Consider the following 17,898-nt stretch of genomic DNA (forward strand, 5'->3'; position numbering starts at 1 on the left):
CCTGAAGTTATCGGGCGCGGCTGCGCCCATCTTGTCTGACGCTCAGCCTTCGTTCTGCTTGAGCGAAGGCAGCTTGGACACCAACCGCAGCGACACCGTCAGCCCTTCCAACTGATAGTGCGGCCGCAGGAAAAACTTGGCGGAGTAATAGCCCGGGTTGTCTTCGATTTCCTGCACCTGCACCTCGGCCGCCGCCAAGGGCTTGCGCGCCTTGGTTTCCTGCGACGAGTTCACCGGGTCACCATCCACGTAATTCATGATCCAGTCGTTCAGCCAACGCTCCATGTCGTCGCGTTCGCGGAATGAGCCGATCTTGTCGCGCACGATGCACTTCAGGTAATGCGCAAACCGGCAGCACGCAAACAGGTACGGCAGGCGCGCGGCCAGCTTGGCATTGGCCGATGCGTCGGCCTCGTAGTACTCGTGTGGCTTTTGCAGCGACTGCGCGCCGATGAAGGCAGCGAAGTCGGAATTCTTGCGATGCACCAGCGGCATGAAGCCGTTCTTGGCCAGCTCGGCCTCGCGCCGATCGCTGATCGCGATTTCCGTCGGGCACTTCATGTCCACGCCGCCGTCATCGCTGGGAAAACTGTGGCACGGCAGGTTTTCCACCGCGCCGCCAGACTCCACGCCCCGGATCGACGTGCACCAGCCGTACAACTTGAACGAGCGGTTCACGTTTGCCGCCATCGCATACGCCGAGTTGGCCCAGGTGTAGCGGTCGTGGTTGGCGCCGTCGGTGTCTTCTTCAAAGTCGAATTCATCCACCGGATTCGTGCGCGCGCCATACGGCAGGCGTGCCAGAAAGCGCGGCATCGCCAGCCCGATATAGCGCGAATCCTCGGACTCGCGCAGGCTGCGCCACGCGGCGTATTCGGTGTTGGTGAAGATCTTGGTCAGGTCGCGCGGGTTGGCCAGCTCCTGCCACGAATCCATCTGCATCACATTGGGCGATGCACCCGCAATGAAGGGGCAATGCGCGGCGGATGAGATCTTGGCGATCTCACCCAGCAGCTCCACATCCGGCGGGCTGTGGTCGAAGTGGTAATCGCCCACCAGGCAGCCGATCGGCTCGCCGCCGAATTGGCCATACTCTTCTTCATACACGCGCTTGAAGATGGGGCTTTGGTCCCAGCCCACGCCCTTGTGGCGCTTGAGCGTGCGCCCCAGTTCCGCCTTGGAAATACTCATCACGCGGATCTTCAACAGCTCGTCGGTTTCGGTGTTGGTGACCAGGTAATGCAGGCCCCGCCACGCGCCTTCCAGCTGTTGGAATTCGGGATGGTGCATCACGCGGTTGATCTGCTCGGACAGCTTGCGATCAATCTCGGCGATGATCGCCTGGATGGTGCGGTAGGCGTCGGACGACAGGCCGACGCCGCTGTTCTCAAGCGCCTGATGCGCCAGGGTGCGCACGGCGTGTTCCACCGCCTCGCGCGCCTGCTCGGTCTTGGGTTTGAATTCTTTCTTCAGGAGCGCGGACAGGTCGTCGGCTTCCAGGGTATCGACAGCGCGCGCGTCGGCGCGTTTGGCCACTGCGGTCATGGCATTCTCCGAAAAGCGATTCCAGCGGAAACTAGGCGGCCGGGTCCGTGCCGGCGGGGTCGGATGCGGGTGGGGCTTCCGGCTTGGGCGCCGCCGCTAGCGCGTTCATCAGCGCCGGGTTCTTGAGCACGTTGCCGATCAGTTCCTCGGCGCCCGTCTTGCCGTCCATGTAGGTCAGCAGGTTGGCCAGCTGGGTCCGTGCGCTTAACAGCTCGTTCAGCGCGCCAACCTTCTTGGCAACGGTGGCCGGCGAAAAGTCATCGATGCTCTCGAACGTGATGTCCACGTTCAAGTTGCCTTCGCCGGTCAGCGTGTTCTCGACCTGGAATGCCGCGCGCGGTTGGATCGAGCGCATGCGTTCATCGAAGTTGTCGATATCGATATCCAGGAACTTGCGCTCGCCCACTTCCGGCTGGGGCGTTTCGGACTTGCCGGCCAGGTCGGCCAGCACGCCCATCACAAAGGGCAGCTGGATTTTGCGCTCGGCGCCGTAGATCTCCACGTCGTACTCGATCTGGACACGCGGCGCGCGGTTTCTGGCGATGAACTTCTGGCCGCTTCCTTTCAGGCTGGTCGCCATGGTGTTGTCTCCTCTTGTTGGTCTCTGGGGGCTGCGCCGCGCTACGAATCCGGCCGGCTGTCGGTGTCACGCGGCAGCCAGGCCTCGAATTGCTCGAGGCCCTGGGGCGCCAGGTTCTTGATGATGTCGTGAAAGCTCAACGGAATAAGCTGTTGGGTGCGTCGAATGAGATACGGCGCCGGATGCCCGGGCTCGTTGGCTTCGAAGTACGCGCACACCTTGCTCAACATGGCCATGGCGTCATCGCGCGACTGGATGCGGGCGTCCTGCCAGCGCACGCCGGCATGCGTGGCGGCAAGGCCCCGCGCTGTGTCCGCCGACTGCCCGGCTTCGTCTTGATGATCGCCTTGCTGCGCGCCAGGCCCATGGCCGCTGCCGGCGCTGGTCGTGTGCGCCTCGGCAGCCATTCCAGACGCGTCCGCAGAGGTCTGCTGACCGTCGCGCGCGGCGTCCAACACAACGTTCAACGTGCGCAAGACTGCGCTGTAATCCGGCGTCCACGTGGCGCCCAGTTTGTCCGTCACCAACTTCTGGATGCGTCGCAACGCATCGCATGCGGCGGCCAGCGCCAGCACATCGGCGTCGCGTTGCGCCCAGGCCTCACGCAGGCGCGCCACCACACGGGGACGGCCTCCCGGATAGCAGTCGGCGTCCTGGCGGCTGCCATCCAGCAGCGCCTCGGTATCACGCAGCGAGAGCTGCCCATGCACACCATTGACCAGGCTGGCCGAGCGCACGCTGCGCGCGCAGCCCTGCATATCGCCGAACGCGGCCAAGGCGTTCATGCGCGGCATGGGGTCGTCCTCGCCCACGCTATCCAGGCGCGGATGCACGGGTTCCCAATAGCGTTCAAGGGTGTCGACGGCCAGCGCCAGACCGTCCGCGTAGCCGGGTATCCCGCGGATCTCGGTCCAGGCACAGGTCAACAGGCTGATCACGCGCAGGTCTCGCGTGCGCTCAAGCAAGGCACGGGCCAGGCGTTCGACCTCGCGCCAGTCGGGCGGCTGCGCAGCGATGATGGTCGAGCCGAACTGCTGTTCGTCCCGGCCGGCCGCGGCTTGCTGCAACTGCAGAAAGTCAGCGTCGTATTCGAGGTCTTCCCCGCAGGGCAGACGTGAATCGAGTGTATTGAGGATATCGGCGAAGTCCATAGTCATTGCTTAGATGCCTGGGGATGCTGCCTGGAACCAACCACTACGCTCCGCGCTGCTTCACGGAAGGGAGAATTCTAGGCAGGTCTTTCTGTATGCAACGGACAACTCACAACTTCAGATTTTTCTTACAGAAACCTAACAAGCCACTAAACAAATGCACACTTCTCGCCCTGCTACGTTGATGTTTTGACATATTCCTTACGTGATACGGGCCAACCTGCAAGTGTTGTTACGGAAGCGTAAAAAACACAAAAGCATGTGATCGCGCTTCGTACCCGCTTTGCGCGGTGCCTACAATCGGCGCTCACGCTGGCAGCAGACCGGCGCGTAAACAGATTCACGAGACAGACGTCCCCGGCATCGGCGTTTTTCGCTTTACGCTTTTTGCACGGCGGCGCCCGCCCTTTGCAAGCGGCCCCAGTGTGGCCGGCCATCCCATTGCAGTCGTTACGACGCGCGCCGTTTGCGCGTCCGGTGCATCCCAACCCAGCAAGCGCAGCAGCAGCAGCAGCAGCAGTTGAATTCTCATAAGGAGACGATGAGATGGACCGCAACGTGCCAAGCGAACGCGTCGTCAAGGCGCATACGCCCCTGCCGCCCGAGCAATTGAAATTTCGCGGCATGCACGGCGCCGAAAGCCTGTCGCAGCTATTTGAGTTCGAGGTTGAGCTGGTCTCGGAGTCCTATTCGCTGGACATGAAGTCGCTGCTTGGCAAACCGCTGACGCTTGAAATCGAAACCACGCCGGGCGCGCCGCGCTATCTCAGCGGACACATCACCCGCTGCGTGCTGGTGGGCCGTGAGAACAACACGTCCCGCTACACCATCTACCGCGCCACCGTACGCCCGTGGCTGTGGTACCTGACGCAAACGTCGGACAACAAGATCTTCCAGAACAAGAACGTGCCCGACGTGATCCGCGAGGTGCTCAAGGATTACAGCTACCCCGTTGAGTTCAAGCTGACCGAGACCTATCGCAACTGGGAATACTGCGTGCAGTACCAGGAAACCGACTACGCCTTCATCTGTCGGCTGATGGAACACGAGGGCATCTATTTCTGGTTCAAGCACGACAACGGCAAGCACACGCTGGTGCTGACCGACGACATCACGCAGCACGAACCGGTTGCCGACTACGAAAAGATTCCGTATTACGGCCCCGACCGCATCACGGTGCCGCGCGAAGACTACATCCACAAATGGGAAGTGGCCGAGCAGATCACGCCGGGCGCCTTCGCCACCACGGATTACCACCCGCTGACGCCCGCTGCCAGTCTGGAAGCGCGGCGCAACAACCCGGGCGCCTATGACCACGGCGACCTGGAAATGTACGAATGGCAAGGCGGCTACACCAACCCGGACGATGCCGAGCATTACACGCGCGTGCGGCTGCAAGACCTGCAATGCCGACAGGAACAAAGCACCGGCGCATCCAATGCGCGCGGGCTGTCGACCGGGCATCTGTTCACGCTGCGCAATCATCCACGGCAAGCGGAAAACCGCGAGTATCTTGTCGTCAGCACCTACTACCGCATTCGCGAAACGGGCTACGCAAGCGGTCAGATAGACCCCGGCGATTTCGATCTGGAATTCGTGGTGCTGCCCTCCAGCACGCAGTTTCGCGCCCCGCGCGTCACGCCGATCCCCCGCACCCACGGGCCGCAGACGGCAACGGTAGTCGGTAAACAGGGCGAGGAAATCTGGACCGACAAGATGGGCCGCGTCAAAGTGCAGTTTCACTGGGACCGCTATGGCAAGAAGGACGAGAACAGTTCGTGCTGGGTGCGCGTGTCGAGCCCCTGGGCGGGCGGCGGCTTTGGCGGCATCCAATTGCCGCGTGTGCGCGACGAGGTCATCGTGGATTTCATTGGCGGCCAACCCGACCGCCCCATCGTGATCGGGCGCGTGTTCAATGCGAACAACCTGCCGCCGTGGGACCTGCCCGACAATGCCACGCAAAGCGGCTTTCTTAGCCGCTCAAAAAGCGGTACGCCGGCCACCGCGAACGCGTTGATGTTCGAAGATAAAAGCGGCTGCGAGCGCATCTGGCTGCACGCAGAGCGCGAGCTGTGCACCGAGGTCGAAGCCAACGAGACGCACTCGACCGACCTGAACCGCAACACCACCATCGGCCAGAACGACACCACCAAGATAGGCGGCTTTCGCGACATCAACGTCACCGGCACCGACAACTTGAAAGTCGGCAAGCGCCGCGACGTGTACGTCACGGGGCACGAGGAATACACCGTCAAGGCCTCGCGCACCGTCAACGTGAAAGACGGCCTGATGGATGAGAAGTTCGACAACGGCTTGAAGACCACCGTGGCCGCCAAGGGCGAAGAACGCGAGATCACGGGGCTGTTCAAGGAGACCTTGAAGACGGGCCAGGAGGTCAACGTCACCGGCGGCAACTCGCTGCATCACGTCAAGGACGGCACGCTGACTGAAAAGGCCAAGGGCAAGGTCGAGGTGCTGTCCACCGATGCAAACATGGACGTGAAGGCCAAGACGGCGATGTTGGTGCAGTCCGAAACCGCCACGATGGACATCAAATCCAAAGGCAAGGCGCACATCGAATCGGAAGGCTCGACGGTGATGGTCAAGGCCCAGGGCAACATCACGCTGCAAACGCCGGCCGACGTGGTGATGGACGCTGCCAACGTGAAGGATTTGTCCAAGGAAAGCTGGTTGCAGGCCACACCGTTCTCGATCGGCCTGGCGGTGGCCAAGGCCGAATTCGGGATGCATCGAATGGCATTGTTCCGCACCACCGTCATGCTGAACCTGTCGTTCACGAACTACGCGGCGGTCAGCAGTATTGGCCAGTTGGTGTCGTACCGCACGACCGGGTCCAGCTACGCGTTCGACCTTCAGAAGGCCGAGCAGGTCGGCCTGGGCGCATCCATGGTCGGCCTGTGGTCCATCATTTGAGACGCTCATGTCGGACTTCGTGACGGCCTGGCCGGACTGGGGAAAATGGGTCGTGCTGGGCTTGCTGTTGTCGGGCGTGCAGGCGGCCTTCATGCTTCGGCGCGAACGCCGACGCCGGGCGGCCGGGCGCGCGGAAACCGAACGCCTGGACGCGGTCCGCGCCACGGGCGTGGCCAGCACCGCACGCGTGATGGCAGCGCGCGACACGCGTACCCGCATCGGCGAGACGTTGTATTTCGTCATCGAGCTGGAGCTGGAGATTGCCGCCACCGATGCCACGCCGGCGTTTACGCGCACGGTACGCGTGCCGCTATCGCCGCTGCACCTGGCCGAGTTCGGTGCGGGCAAGACCGTGCAGGTGCGCGTGCAGGCGCGGGAGGGGTCCGCGCAACGGTCGCGCGAAGGGTCGCGGGACAATGCCGCCACCTATGACGTCGCCATTGATCAGCCCACCGGATAGCCCATGAAGACCATCAAGCCTTTCCGCCTGGGCGTCCTGACGCGGCCCTACCGATGGCAGCGCCGCGATCTGTTGGGCGTGTCGGTCTTCGCCCTGGTCGACATCGCGCAGTCCCCCACGTTGTTGACCGACCAGGACCTTTGGAAGCTTGCCGCCGAAGAAGGCATCGGCGCGCTGGACCTGGCCACGCCCAAGCAGTACCCGGAAGTGCTGGTTTCGGGCCATGCCTACCCCCATGATGCCAAGCAGCCCGGCGCGTGCGGCGTGCGCGTGCAGGTGGGCGCCATCGACAAGTCATTGCTGGTCTTTGGCGACCGCTACTGGATCGATGGCAAAGCGACCGCGCCGCAGCCGTTTGCGCGCATGCGCCTGGACTGGAGCCACGCCTATGGCGGCCCGGACGTCGCTGAAAACCCGCTGGGTATCGGCGCGCAGGACGAGGTCATCAATGGCGTGCGCACGCGTCGGCTGCCAAACATTGAACACCCCTTGCAGCGCATCAGCGCCCCCGGGCAACGCGTGGCGCCTGCGGGCTTTGGCGCACTGCCCGTGGAATGGCCGCAGCGCGCATCGCACATGGGCCGCGACTACGGACAGGAATGGCTGGAGCACGACTATCCCGGTTTCGCGCGCGACATGGACTGGCGCTTCTTCAACGCGGCGCCGCCCGACCAATGGGGGCCGGCCAACGCCGAGCTTGCCGGTGGCACGGACTATGCGCTGTGGAATCTGCATCCTGAACAAGCGGTGTTGCGCGGCCAACTGCCCCGCTGGCGCGCGCGCTGTTTTGTCAGCCGACAGGCGGATGGCAGCGCGCTTGAAGAGGTACCGCTGCGCCTGACCACCGCGTGGTTTTTTCCCGATCACACGAAGATGGTGCTGATCTGGCACGGCGCGGTGCACGTGCGCGAGGATGACGCAGCGGATATCCGCCACATCATGCCTGCGCTGGAACACGCGGACCAGCCGCGCGAAGTCAGCCATTACCGGGACGTCGTGCGGCAACGCCTGAGCCCGGAGCTGGGCCCCGTCTATGCCCTGCTAGACGCGCAACTCGTGCCGGAAGAGCTTTGCGACGGCGGGTTGGAAGGGGACGCGCAAACCTTGGCCGTGCGTGCCACCAACAGGAACGTTCACGCCGGGCTGGCGCGCCGCCACGCGCGCGAACGCGAGTCGCTATTGGCGCAGGGCCTGGACCCCGATCTGTACATGGCGCCGTTGGACCCGCCGCCTACAGCGCCCAGGCTTGCCGATTTGCCACAAACGATATTGCGCATGCAGCAAGAGCTTGAAGAGGCCAAGCGCCTGTCCGGCGGGCCGGGCGCGCGCGCGCTGGCGGATCCCAACCTGCCGCAGATGGCCGAAGTGGCCGGCGTGGACATGGACGCGCTGCGCCGGCCGGGGCCGGACGGCACACTGCCGTCCGGCTTCGATCCCCGCAGGGTCAAACGACACATTGCCGAGTTCGATGCCAGCCCGCATGCGCGGGCCGGACGCGCATCGGCGGATAGCCCGACGTCCCTGCCGCCACTGGCCGACACGCTGGGGCCGCAGGTGCATCAGGCGTATCAACAGTCGGCCCATCATTTTGCCCCGCCCCCGCCCATGCCGCCATTGCGCGCGCAGCGCACGCGCCGCAAACTGGACGCGCAGCTGAAAAACAACCGCGACTGTCGCGACATGAACCTGACCGGTGCGGATCTATCGGGCATGGACCTGTCGTGCGTCAATTTTCAGCGCGCGATTTTCGCCGGCGCAAAGCTCGCGGATACCCGGCTGGATGGCTGCGACCTGACCGACGCCGTGCTGACGGGCGCGGACTTGACCCGCGCAAGCCTGTCCGGCGCGAACCTGACGCGCGCCAACCTGGGCCGCACGCAATGTGTGAGGACCCACTTCGCGCAGGGCCAGTTCAAGGAATGCACGTGGGACCACGCGCAGTGCGAAGACTGCAATTTTGCCGACAGCGCATGGCAGCTGGGGCGCTTGCACCAGGCGCGGTTGATACGTTGCGACTTCCGCCGTGCCAGCTTCAGCCAGTGGGCGGCGATGAGCGGCACATTCGAAGACTGCGACTTTCGCGACACGCGCTTCGAGCAGTGCGTGTTCATGCAGAGCGCGCTTGCCGATGCGGACTTTGCTGGCGCGACGTTGGTGCGGCTGAGCTTCATGGACGTGGCTTTCACAGGCCGCTTCAGCATGGAAAATGCCACGCTGGACGGCTGCGCCTTCGCCGGGCGCGTCGAGCTGGCGGGCGCCCGGCTGCGCGGCATGCAGTTCAAGCACGGCAGCGCGCGCGGCGCCACATTGACGGGCGCGGACTTGCGCGGCGCGACCCTGAACGCCTGTGACTTTTCCGAGTGCCAGTTGCAAGATGCCGACCTGAGCGGCCTGACCGCCCCCGACACGCACTTCGTGCGCGCGGATTTCACCGGCGCCTGCCTGCGTAATGCCAACCTGATCAACAGCTTGCTGGGCAAGGCCATCTTCTTGCGTGCCGATCTTACCGGGTCGAACTTCTTCCGCGCCGATGTCGCGCAAACGCAAATGGACGACAGCACCGGGCTGGACCATACCTACACGCAAGGCGCCAAGCGCTGGCCCGCCAGGCAGCCGGAGCAGCCCGCATGAACATCGACAAGCTGCTGGACAGCGTGCGCCATGGCGAGCCGATACAACACATCAGCCTGGCAGGCGCCGATCTGGCCGGGCTGGATCTGGCGGGTGCTTTTTTCGATCACGTTGATTTCACGGGTGCACGGATGGCCGGCTGCCAGTTACAGGACAGCCAGTTCATCAGCTGCGCCATGGGCCACGTGGATGCCGTCGGCGCCAACCTGGACACTGCGCGGCTGCTACGCTGCCAGGCAAGGGAAGCAAGGTTCAGCGGCGGCCGCTTTCATGGCGCGAGCTTCACGGAATGCGACCTGACGGGCGCCCGGCTGGACCAGGCCGCCCTGTACGAATCGTCTTTCACCGCCACGTCGCTAGAGCTTGCATCGTTGCAGGCCGCTTGCGTGGAACGCTCGGTGTTCTCGCGCGGCACCTTCGCCAACGCCGATCTGACGCAAGCGCAGCTTGGCTACACCCTGTTCCATCAGCTGGACCTGCGCAGCGCCACGCTGACGGGCGCCAACGCCGCCAGCACGATGTTCACGGAATGCAATCTGACAGCGCAGCGCTTCGCCGGGCAGTCGTTTGCGTTGTGCCATTTCACGGATTGCCAGCTGGACGCCGCGGATTTTCGCCAATGCGATTTGCGTCAGTCGGGCTTCAAGGGATCATCGTTGCGGGGCGCGCGCTTTGCCGGCGCTTGCGCACCGCAGGCTCTGTTTCCCCAGGCGGATCTGACCGGGGCGGACCTGCAAGGCGGTCGCTTTGACGGCGCCATCTGGGCCGAGGCCACGCTGGACGGCGCGAACTTTCGCGGCGCGAGCCTTTGCCTGTGCATTTTTCAGCGCGCGCGCTGCGCCGGTACGGACTTTCATGGCGCGCAACTGGCGGACGCGGATTTTTCGCTGGCGGACCTGGAGGGCGCTGATCTGCGCGACGCCACTTTCCTGCGCACACGCATGCATCGCGCGCTGACCGGCGGTGTGCGCTGGTCGCAGCGCCACGGCATCATCGAAAACGACGCGCCCCTGCTTGAAGCCGAACTGTGGTCGGCAGCGCGCGCAAACCTTTGACCCCATCGCAACAGGAGTGCAAACCATGCAAGTGCTCTGCCAGTTACCCAGCGTCGGCTTGGGATTTCCCGACGTCTGCAAGACGCCCGTGCCGCCGGTGCCGCACATTGACGTGTCGACGTCGTCCATGGGGATTCCGGTGGTGTGGAACGTGTGGTTAAGCTGCATGCCCATGCACAACATGGTCACAACGATACCGGTGACGCTCGGCGACACCGCGGGCGTGGGCGGTGGCGTGATATCCCAGACGTTCATGGGGCAGGCGCGCTACATCACCGGGGCGTTCACCGTGCTGGTGCGCGCCGCGCCGCTGGTGCGCGTGACCAGCCTGACGTTGCAGAACACGATCAATACGCCGGGCTTCAAGGCGGCCACGCCGCAAAAATCGATGTTTGCGTTGGCGGCGTGACGCGCTTGGGGTGAATTACAGCTGGCCGTAGGAGTGCAGGCCGGACAGGAACATGTTCACGCCCAGGAAGGCAAAGCCGGTGATCAGCAGGCCCATCAGCGCCCAGTAGGCCGCCATGGTGCCGCGCAGACCCTTGATCAGGCGCATGTGCAGCCAGGCCGCGTAGTTCAGCCAGACGATCAGCGCCCAGGTTTCCTTGGGGTCCCACTGCCAGTAGGCGCCCCAGGCGTCCGCCGCCCACAGCGCGCCCAGGATCGTGGCCACCGTGAAGAAGGCGAAGCCGATGGCGATGGCGCGATACATGATGTCGTCCAGCACCTCCAGCGAGGGCAGCGCCACGGCGATCCGGCGGCGGCCCAGCAGAATGGCGCCCACGATCACCGCGCCCACGCCGAAGTACAGCATCCACGTGGCCGACAAGCCGTCGGTACGGAACACCATCGGCTCGGCGCACAGCAACACACCCAGGATGAATAGCGGCGCCAGCTTGGCCCACGACGTGGTCTGGCCATGCTGCTTGATCAGATAGGCAAAGCCCACCATCGCGGCCAGCGAAAACGTGCCATAGCCGATGAAGTTGGCCGGCACGTGCAGCTTCATCCACCAGCTTTTCAGCGCGGGCACCAGCGGTTGGATCTGGCCGGCATCGCGCGTGAAGGAATACCACAGCAGGAACACGACGGCCGAGGTCACCACCAGCAGTACAAAGCCGCCCAGCGCGCGCGTGGCGTACTTGCGTTCGTAATACAGGTAGAACAGCGCCGTGATCAGCGAGAACAGCACGAAGACTTCGTACAGGTTGCTGACGGGAATATGGCCCAGGTCAGGGCCCATCAGATGGCCTTCGCGCCAGCGCACCAGCAGGCCGGTGACACCGGCGAACACCGCGCCCCACGTCAGCGCCGTGCCCAGCCACGCGGCGGTCGGGCTGAACACGCCGATCCAGTAGCAGACCATGGCCAGCGCAAACAGCGCGCACATCCACAAGATGGCCGACTGGGAAGAAAACAGGTATTTCAGGAAGAACACCTGCTCGGCGCGGGCCAGGTCATTGCCGTACAGCATCAAGGCCAGCCCCGCCGCGATCGCACAGGCGACCATCAGGCGGCGCAGCGGACGCCACAGCCAGCCCATCCAGGCCAGCGCGGGCACGGTGCCGCACAGGATGATCTTCTCGTAGTAGTCCATCGCGTTGCCGTGGCTGGTCAGCGCGAAGCCGGCGCCCACTGCCAACAGCAGGAAGAAAACAACGTCGGTCCAATCCGGCTTGCCGCGACGGGCGCGGTTATCGCCCGTTTCGGACAAGCTGTCTTGCCACAGGGTATCGGGCGACGCGTTCAACGTGTCCGGCGAGGAGGGGTGCGGGGTGGTCGTAGTCGACATAAATAACCTTAAGGCCTCTTCTGGCGCAGCAGCGCCTGCTTGAAGCGTTCAAACTCCTGATTGAAGTCGAGTGTACGCTTCTGGGACGTCATGGCCGCCAGGACGCTGCTGCCGCTGCCTTGCGGCTTGACCCAGATCCAGACGCGGCGGTCGCGGATGTAGAACATCGAAAACACGCCCAGGACCAGCAACAGGCTGCCCAGGTAGACCGTGTTCTTGCCCGGCGTGCGGCTGACCTGGAATACGCTGGCCTGCACGTGGTTGAAGTCCGCCAGCGACAGGAACACCGGCGCCGGATAGACCGTCAGGTCGGACAGCGCCGCCACGGCCAGGCGCGACCAGACGGCCGCGCGTTCGCCATCCGGGCCTTCCACGGCCACGGCCGGCAAGCCGGCGCGCTCGCGCTCGATGGCGCGCAATTCGTTCATGCTGGCCCCGATCAGCCGGATCACCACATCCGCGGCGCGTTCCAGGTCGGCAGCGGGCGTGTTGGCTTGCAGGAATGCGGCCACCGCTTGCAGGCCGCCCGAGGCAAAGGTTTCCAGCGCGCGCTCGGCGGCAGTTTGCAAGGGTTGGCGGTCGGCGCCGGACGGACTGTTGCGCTCGGCGAAACGACGGGCGGCTTCCCGGCGCGCGGCCGGGTCGGCCAAGGTGGCGCGCAAGCGCATGAATTCACCGATGGAACTGTCGTCGTCGGCCGGAATGCGCAGGTAACGGAAGGGCTCCGACGCATTGTTGCGTACCCCGGCCAGGAAGACGGTGGCGCCGTCCAATTCCATGGGCAGCATGTAGTTCTGGAATTCGTGCGCCTGGCCGGCATCGTCGATCAGCTTGTATTCGACGCTGGGGCCCACGTTGCGCAGGTTTTCGTTCTTCTTGCCCGCCGCGCTGCCGGACACCGAGGCCACGTGCTCGGCAAAGCTCTGGTTGGCGCCCTTGGGGTCACCGCGCGTCAGGTCCTCGACGTTGATCGGGCGCATGGCGGTGATTTCGACACCCATGCTGCGCGGGCCACCCGACGTCTGCGCCGTCACTTCGCTGGTCTTGCCCACCGTGCCGTTCACCGAGAAGGTCGCGGCATTGGCGCCGACCAGCGGGTAGCCCTTCAAGACCACCGTGCTGCCGCCATCGTCAAAACTGGACTGGTACACGGTCATGCCCTTGAAGCGCAGCGGCTCGTTGACCTCGATGGTGGAATCGAAGGTCTTGCCCGTGTCCGGGTCGGTGACTTCAACTTCGCTGGCAAAGCGGCTGGGCATGCCGGTCGAGTAGTAATCGACCACGAATTTCTTCAGCTTCAGTGTGAAGGGCATCGGCTGCACCAAGGCGCCGTCGCCCACCATCACCACCGCCGTGCTGGCCTGCCCGCCTTCGGGCACCAGCACGCTGGCACGGAAACTGGGGTTGTTGACCGACAAACGGCCGCTTTCGGGCACTTCCGAAATCAGCATGTTGTCCACAATGGGCTGCTTGCCGCCAAACATGACCTGCAGCCGCACCGGCAATTCGCTATCGAGCAGCCCGCCGATGCAGATGATGACCATGGCCGCGTGCGCGAAGACGTAGCCCAGGCGGTTGGCGCTGCCCTTCTTGGCGGCCAGCAGCACGCCGTCGGCGTCCTGCCGCTGCCGTACGGCATAGCCCAGCCGCTCAAGCAGCGCCTTCAGGCCGGCCGATGTCTGTGCCACGTCGGTGGGTTCTTCGGTTTCCACACGATGCGGGAAGGCGCGCAGGCTGCTGGCGCGCACGTGCTCGCGGAAGGAGCGCGCGTCACGCAACATCTTGGGCGCGTTGCGGATCAGGCACACCGAGGTCGACACGACCAAAAAGCCCATGATCAGCAGAAACCACCAGCTGTTGTAGACGTGCCAGATGGAAAATTTGTCGAACACCTCGTACCAGAACGGCCCGAACTGGTCGATGTAGTTGCTGGACGAACGGTTCTGCTGCAACACCGTGCCCACCAGGCTCGCCACGCAGATGAACATCAGCAGGCTGACGGCAAAACGCATCGAACCAAGCAGTTCGAAGAAGTCGCCGGGCAGGCTGCGCAAAGAGGGGCGGGTGTGGGTTCGTGTTGAATTCATGAAAAAAGGGGGGCCGCGCGATCGGCTACCCCCCTCATAGACAGCGCGCAACGGAATCAGGTTCCGTCACGCTCAGGTTGCATGAACGCGGACCAGCCGCGCGTGTTGCCGGCGTTGGCCTACCGCAAGCCCGCTGCGTAGTCGGACACGGCCTTGATATCGGCGTCCGACATGCGGTCTGCGATCGCGAACATGATTTCGTTCTTGCGGTCGCCGCTGCGGAACAGCTTGAGCTGCTCTTCGATGTACATGGGGAACTGCCCCGACAAGCGGGGGTACTGGCTGGGCATGCCCGCGCCGTTTGCAGAGTGGCACGCCGCGCAGGCCGGCACATTGCGCTCCGGCAAGCCGCCGCGCCAGATCTTCTGACCCAGGTCGACCAACTTTTCCTGGCCCGCCGTGGCGGGTTCTTTCAGGGGTTGTTGCGCCAGGTACAGCGCAATGTTCTGCATGTCGGCCGGCGTCAGGTTCTGCGCCATGGCCGTCATCGGGGTCGGATTGCCCCCCGCGCCATTGCGCACGGGCAGCTTGGCGCCCTGCTTGATCTGGAAGTCGGCCAGTTGCTTGGCCAGGTATTCGTGGGGTTGCGCGGCCAGGTTGGGGTTCACCGGGATGGTGCTATTGCCCGCCGCGCCATGACAGGACGCACAGGCAATGATGCCCCGCGAGGCGTCGCCCTGGTCAAACAGCTGACCGCCTTTGGCGGCATCTGGCTTGGCCGGGCCCGCTGCGCCGTCGGCGGCGAAACTGGGTGTAGAGAAGGCGGAGGCGCCGAGCAACAGCCCGCTCGCAACCAACATCCGGGACAGCACACGCTTCATGAAGACCTCGACGATCACATCGATCAAGGCGCAAAAAGGCGCCCACGCCTACCCCGCACACCCTGAAAAACCGTATCGAACCTCTCTGCCCGTTCTGCCTGCCAAGTTGCCGCAGGCACCTAAACAGTAAGCAAAAAAGACGGCTCCGCGCACGGGGACCACTGTTGCAAACGCCGGATTATACAATAGGGCTCGAAACCAACCGTATCCAAAGCCCATCCGTGTCCCTCCTACATCGCGCCTCCTTCCTTACCTCGGCAGCTCGCCTCGACCAGTTGCCGGCCGCCGGCGCTCCCGAGGTCTGCTTTGTCGGCCGCTCCAACGCCGGCAAATCCACGGCCATCAACGTGCTGTGCAACCAGCGCCGTCTTGCGTTTTCCAGCAAGACGCCGGGCCGCACGCGCTTGATCAACATGTTCGGCTTGCCCGACCCGCTGGATCCGGAAGGCCACATCGGTTTTCTCGTTGACTTGCCCGGCTACGGCTATGCGTCCGTGGCGCGCAACGAAAAAGAAAAATGGGCGGACATTCTTGGCGGCTACCTGCGCGACCGCGAGTCGCTTGCGGGCATCGTGCTGCTGATCGATATCCGCCGCGGCGTCACCGAGCTTGACCGCCGCTTGGCCAACTTCATCGCCCCCACCGGCCGCCCCGTGCTGGCGCTGCTGACCAAGGCCGACAAGCTGCCCTATGGCCAGCGCATGCGCACCGTGTTCTCGGTCCGCAAGGACCTGGCCGACATCGGCGCCCTGCACACCATCCCGTTTTCGGCGCCCGAGCGCATCGGGCTGGAAGAAGCGGGCGCCCACATTGAGAATTGGATTTCCCCGAAGGTCGAATCATGAACCCGCAGATCATCACCCCTGAATTTCCGGTTTCCCGCCCCCGCCGCCTGCGCCGCGACGACTTCACCCGCCGCCTGGTGCGCGAGAACGCGCTGACGGTCAATGACCTGATCTACCCGGTGTTCGTGGCCGACGGCACGGGCATCGAGCAAGCCGTGCCGTCCCTGCCCGGCGTGGTCCGCTATTCGCTGGATACGCTGCTGCCCGTGGCCGAGAAATGCGTCGAACTGGGCATTCCGGTGATGGCGCTGTTCCCGGTCATCGACCCGTCGCTGAAGACGCCCGACGGCGTCGAAGCGACCAACCCGCGCGGTCTGATCCCGCGCGTGGTGGGCGAATTGAAAAAACGTTTCCCCGAGCTGGGCATCCTGTGTGATGTGGCGCTGGACCCGTACACCAGCCACGGCCAGGACGGCGTCATCGACGAGAACGGCTACGTCATCAACGAAATCACGGTCGAGATCCTGGTCAAGCAGGCGCTCACGCAGGCCGCCGCAGGCGTGGACATGGTGGCCCCCAGCGACATGATGGATGGGCGCATCGGCGCGGTCCGCAAGGCACTGGAAGCCAACGGCCACATCCACACGCAGATCATGGCCTATTCGGCCAAGTACGCCAGCGCGTTCTATGGCCCGTTCCGCGACGCCGTGGGCTCGGCCACCAACCTGGGCAAGTCCAACAAAATGGCTTACCAGATGGACCCGGGCAACCTGGACGAAGCATTGCGCGAAGTGGCCGCCGATCTGCAAGAAGGCGCGGACATGGTCATGGTCAAGCCGGGCATGCCGTACCTGGACGTGCTGCGCCGCGTGAAGGACACCTTCCGCGTGCCCACGTTCGCCTACCAGGTCAGCGGTGAATACGCGATGATCAAGGCCGCCGCCGCCAATGGCTGGCTGGACCACGACAAGGTCATGATGGAAGCGCTGCTGGCGTTCAAGCGCGCCGGCGCCGACGGCATCCTGACGTACTTCGCCATCGAAGCCGCCACGCTGCTCAAAGCGCAGCGCTAAGCACTTTTAGGGTCAGGCGCCGGCGTGGTCCGGCGCAGTCCCAGCCACGTTCCCCCGAGCACGCAGGCCAGCCCCAACACATGGGTCAAGGTGACGTGTTCATCCAGAAACAGCGAGGCGAACAACAGCCCGAATATCGGCAGCCAGTTCACGAACAAGGCGGCGCGGCTGATGCCCAGCCGCGCGATGCCGGCGTTCCAGATGATGTTGCTGACGCCCGAGGCAATCACCGCTGAAAACAGCAGCACCAGCCACGGCCACCAGGTCATCTGCCAGGTGTCGGTCTGGTAAGAAGACGGCGTCACCAACGCGTGCGCCACCAGCATCAGCCCGCCTGCCAGGTACATGTACCAAAGCATGCCCAGCGGGTCCATCGTGCGCGACATGCGCTGGATCACCAGGCCGCCGAACACGAACACCAGCACGGCCACGAATACCACCGCGTCGCCCCAGCCATTAAGCCCGAATTGGGCACCGCTGCCGGCCACCACCATGCCCACGCCCAGCAGCCCGAGCAGAGCGCCGCAGATGCGTACCAGGGTCAGTTTTTCGCGATAGAACAGCGCGGCCAGCAGTGCCGACAACAAGGGGCTGGTGGCCATGATCAGCGTGCCGTTGGCGGCGGAAGAAAAGCGCAGCCCGGAGACCAGCGCCACCTGGTGCGCGTAGACCACCAGAAAGCCCGCCAGCGCCACCCAGCCCAATTCCACGCGGCCCAGCTTGGGCACGCGGCCACGGCGGGCCTTGATGATGAGGGTGACGGTGATGAACGCAACCACGATCCGCACGGCGGCAAGCGCCTGGATATCCATGTGCTGCGTGAGGTACTTGATGGAGACGATGTTCAGGCCCCATGTGGCCATGACGAACATCAATTGAACATAGATCAGACCGTTGCGGTCCTGGCTTGCATCAACTGTCGGGGACGTCACGGGCGCCGGCCTGGAGGGAGTGGGATGCGCCGCCCACGCAGCGCAGCCGCCA

Annotated in this window: 14 protein-coding genes; 7 read left to right on the top strand and 7 right to left on the bottom strand. The window is 64.3% G+C overall.

Going from position 1 to position 17,898, the window contains the following annotated elements; all coding sequences use genetic code 11:
• Positions 1–42 precede the first annotated feature (42 nt).
• Genes tssC through tssA form a run of 3 tightly spaced genes read right to left on the bottom strand, consistent with a single transcriptional unit; the run spans position 43 to position 3,276 of the window.
• Positions 43–1,545 carry a type VI secretion system contractile sheath large subunit gene (gene tssC / locus DVB37_RS27660; RefSeq protein ID WP_046807433.1) on the bottom strand — a complete coding sequence of 501 codons (1,503 nt, stop codon included), beginning with the start codon at positions 1,543–1,545 and terminating at the stop codon, positions 43–45.
• A gap of 31 nt (positions 1,546–1,576) precedes the next feature.
• Complete coding sequence (gene tssB, locus DVB37_RS27665; protein WP_046807434.1) at positions 1,577–2,125, bottom strand: type VI secretion system contractile sheath small subunit; 549 nt, start codon at positions 2,123–2,125, stop codon at positions 1,577–1,579.
• A gap of 41 nt (positions 2,126–2,166) precedes the next feature.
• Complete coding sequence (tssA, locus tag DVB37_RS27670; RefSeq protein ID WP_120157319.1) at positions 2,167–3,276, bottom strand: type VI secretion system protein TssA; 1,110 nt, start codon at positions 3,274–3,276, stop codon at positions 2,167–2,169.
• Positions 3,277–3,822: 546 nt separating this feature from the next.
• Between tssA and DVB37_RS27675 the strand changes: the two genes are divergently transcribed.
• From DVB37_RS27675 to DVB37_RS27695, 5 genes are read left to right on the top strand one after another with little or no spacing between them, the layout of a single operon-like run.
• Positions 3,823–6,210 carry a type VI secretion system Vgr family protein gene (locus tag DVB37_RS27675; RefSeq protein WP_120157320.1) on the top strand — a complete coding sequence of 796 codons (2,388 nt, stop codon included), beginning with the start codon at positions 3,823–3,825 and terminating at the stop codon, positions 6,208–6,210.
• Positions 6,211–6,217: 7 nt separating this feature from the next.
• Positions 6,218–6,670, top strand: coding sequence for a hypothetical protein (locus DVB37_RS27680; RefSeq protein WP_120157321.1), 453 nt, complete (start codon positions 6,218–6,220; stop codon positions 6,668–6,670).
• A gap of 3 nt (positions 6,671–6,673) precedes the next feature.
• Positions 6,674–9,301, top strand: coding sequence for a DUF2169 domain-containing protein (locus DVB37_RS27685; RefSeq protein ID WP_120157322.1), 2,628 nt, complete (start codon positions 6,674–6,676; stop codon positions 9,299–9,301).
• Positions 9,298–10,356, top strand: coding sequence for a pentapeptide repeat-containing protein (locus tag DVB37_RS27690; RefSeq protein ID WP_104142465.1), 1,059 nt, complete (start codon positions 9,298–9,300; stop codon positions 10,354–10,356). Before DVB37_RS27685 ends, DVB37_RS27690 begins: the two co-directional genes overlap by 4 nt.
• A gap of 25 nt (positions 10,357–10,381) precedes the next feature.
• Entirely contained in the window at positions 10,382–10,765 is a 384-nt protein-coding gene (locus DVB37_RS27695) for a DUF4150 domain-containing protein (RefSeq protein ID WP_046807439.1), read from the top strand.
• A 15-nt stretch (positions 10,766–10,780) separates the two neighbouring features.
• Here the strand turns inward: DVB37_RS27695 and ccsB are convergent, their stop codons facing one another.
• From ccsB to DVB37_RS27710, 3 genes are all read right to left on the bottom strand, one after another.
• Entirely contained in the window at positions 10,781–12,148 is a 1,368-nt protein-coding gene (gene ccsB, locus DVB37_RS27700) for a c-type cytochrome biogenesis protein CcsB (protein WP_240434014.1), read from the bottom strand.
• An 8-nt stretch (positions 12,149–12,156) separates the two neighbouring features.
• Positions 12,157–14,235: a cytochrome c biogenesis protein ResB gene (locus tag DVB37_RS27705; protein WP_046807441.1), complete on the bottom strand. Its 2,079-nt coding sequence runs from the start codon at positions 14,233–14,235 to the stop codon at positions 12,157–12,159.
• Positions 14,236–14,354: 119 nt separating this feature from the next.
• Entirely contained in the window at positions 14,355–15,056 is a 702-nt protein-coding gene (locus DVB37_RS27710) for a c-type cytochrome (protein WP_104142798.1), read from the bottom strand.
• Between the two features lie 221 nt (positions 15,057–15,277).
• Between DVB37_RS27710 and yihA the strand changes: the two genes are divergently transcribed.
• Both yihA and hemB read left to right on the top strand, forming a co-directional pair.
• A complete protein-coding gene (gene yihA, locus DVB37_RS27715; RefSeq protein WP_006216506.1) occupies positions 15,278–15,901 on the top strand; it encodes a ribosome biogenesis GTP-binding protein YihA/YsxC in 624 nt (207 codons plus the stop codon).
• Complete coding sequence (hemB, locus tag DVB37_RS27720) at positions 15,898–16,914, top strand: porphobilinogen synthase (RefSeq protein ID WP_104142463.1); 1,017 nt, start codon at positions 15,898–15,900, stop codon at positions 16,912–16,914. The genes yihA and hemB overlap by 4 nt, the downstream gene beginning before the upstream one ends.
• On the opposite strand, the gene DVB37_RS27725 is transcribed toward hemB, so the two are convergent.
• Positions 16,911–17,786 carry a DMT family transporter gene (locus tag DVB37_RS27725; RefSeq protein WP_104142797.1) on the bottom strand — a complete coding sequence of 292 codons (876 nt, stop codon included), beginning with the start codon at positions 17,784–17,786 and terminating at the stop codon, positions 16,911–16,913. The two genes, hemB and DVB37_RS27725, sit on opposite strands and share 4 nt — an antisense overlap.
• Positions 17,787–17,898 lie beyond the last annotated feature (112 nt).

The sequence above is a fragment of the Achromobacter sp. B7 genome (genome assembly GCF_003600685.1).
Classification (GTDB): domain Bacteria; phylum Pseudomonadota; class Gammaproteobacteria; order Burkholderiales; family Burkholderiaceae_B; genus Achromobacter; species Achromobacter spanius_B.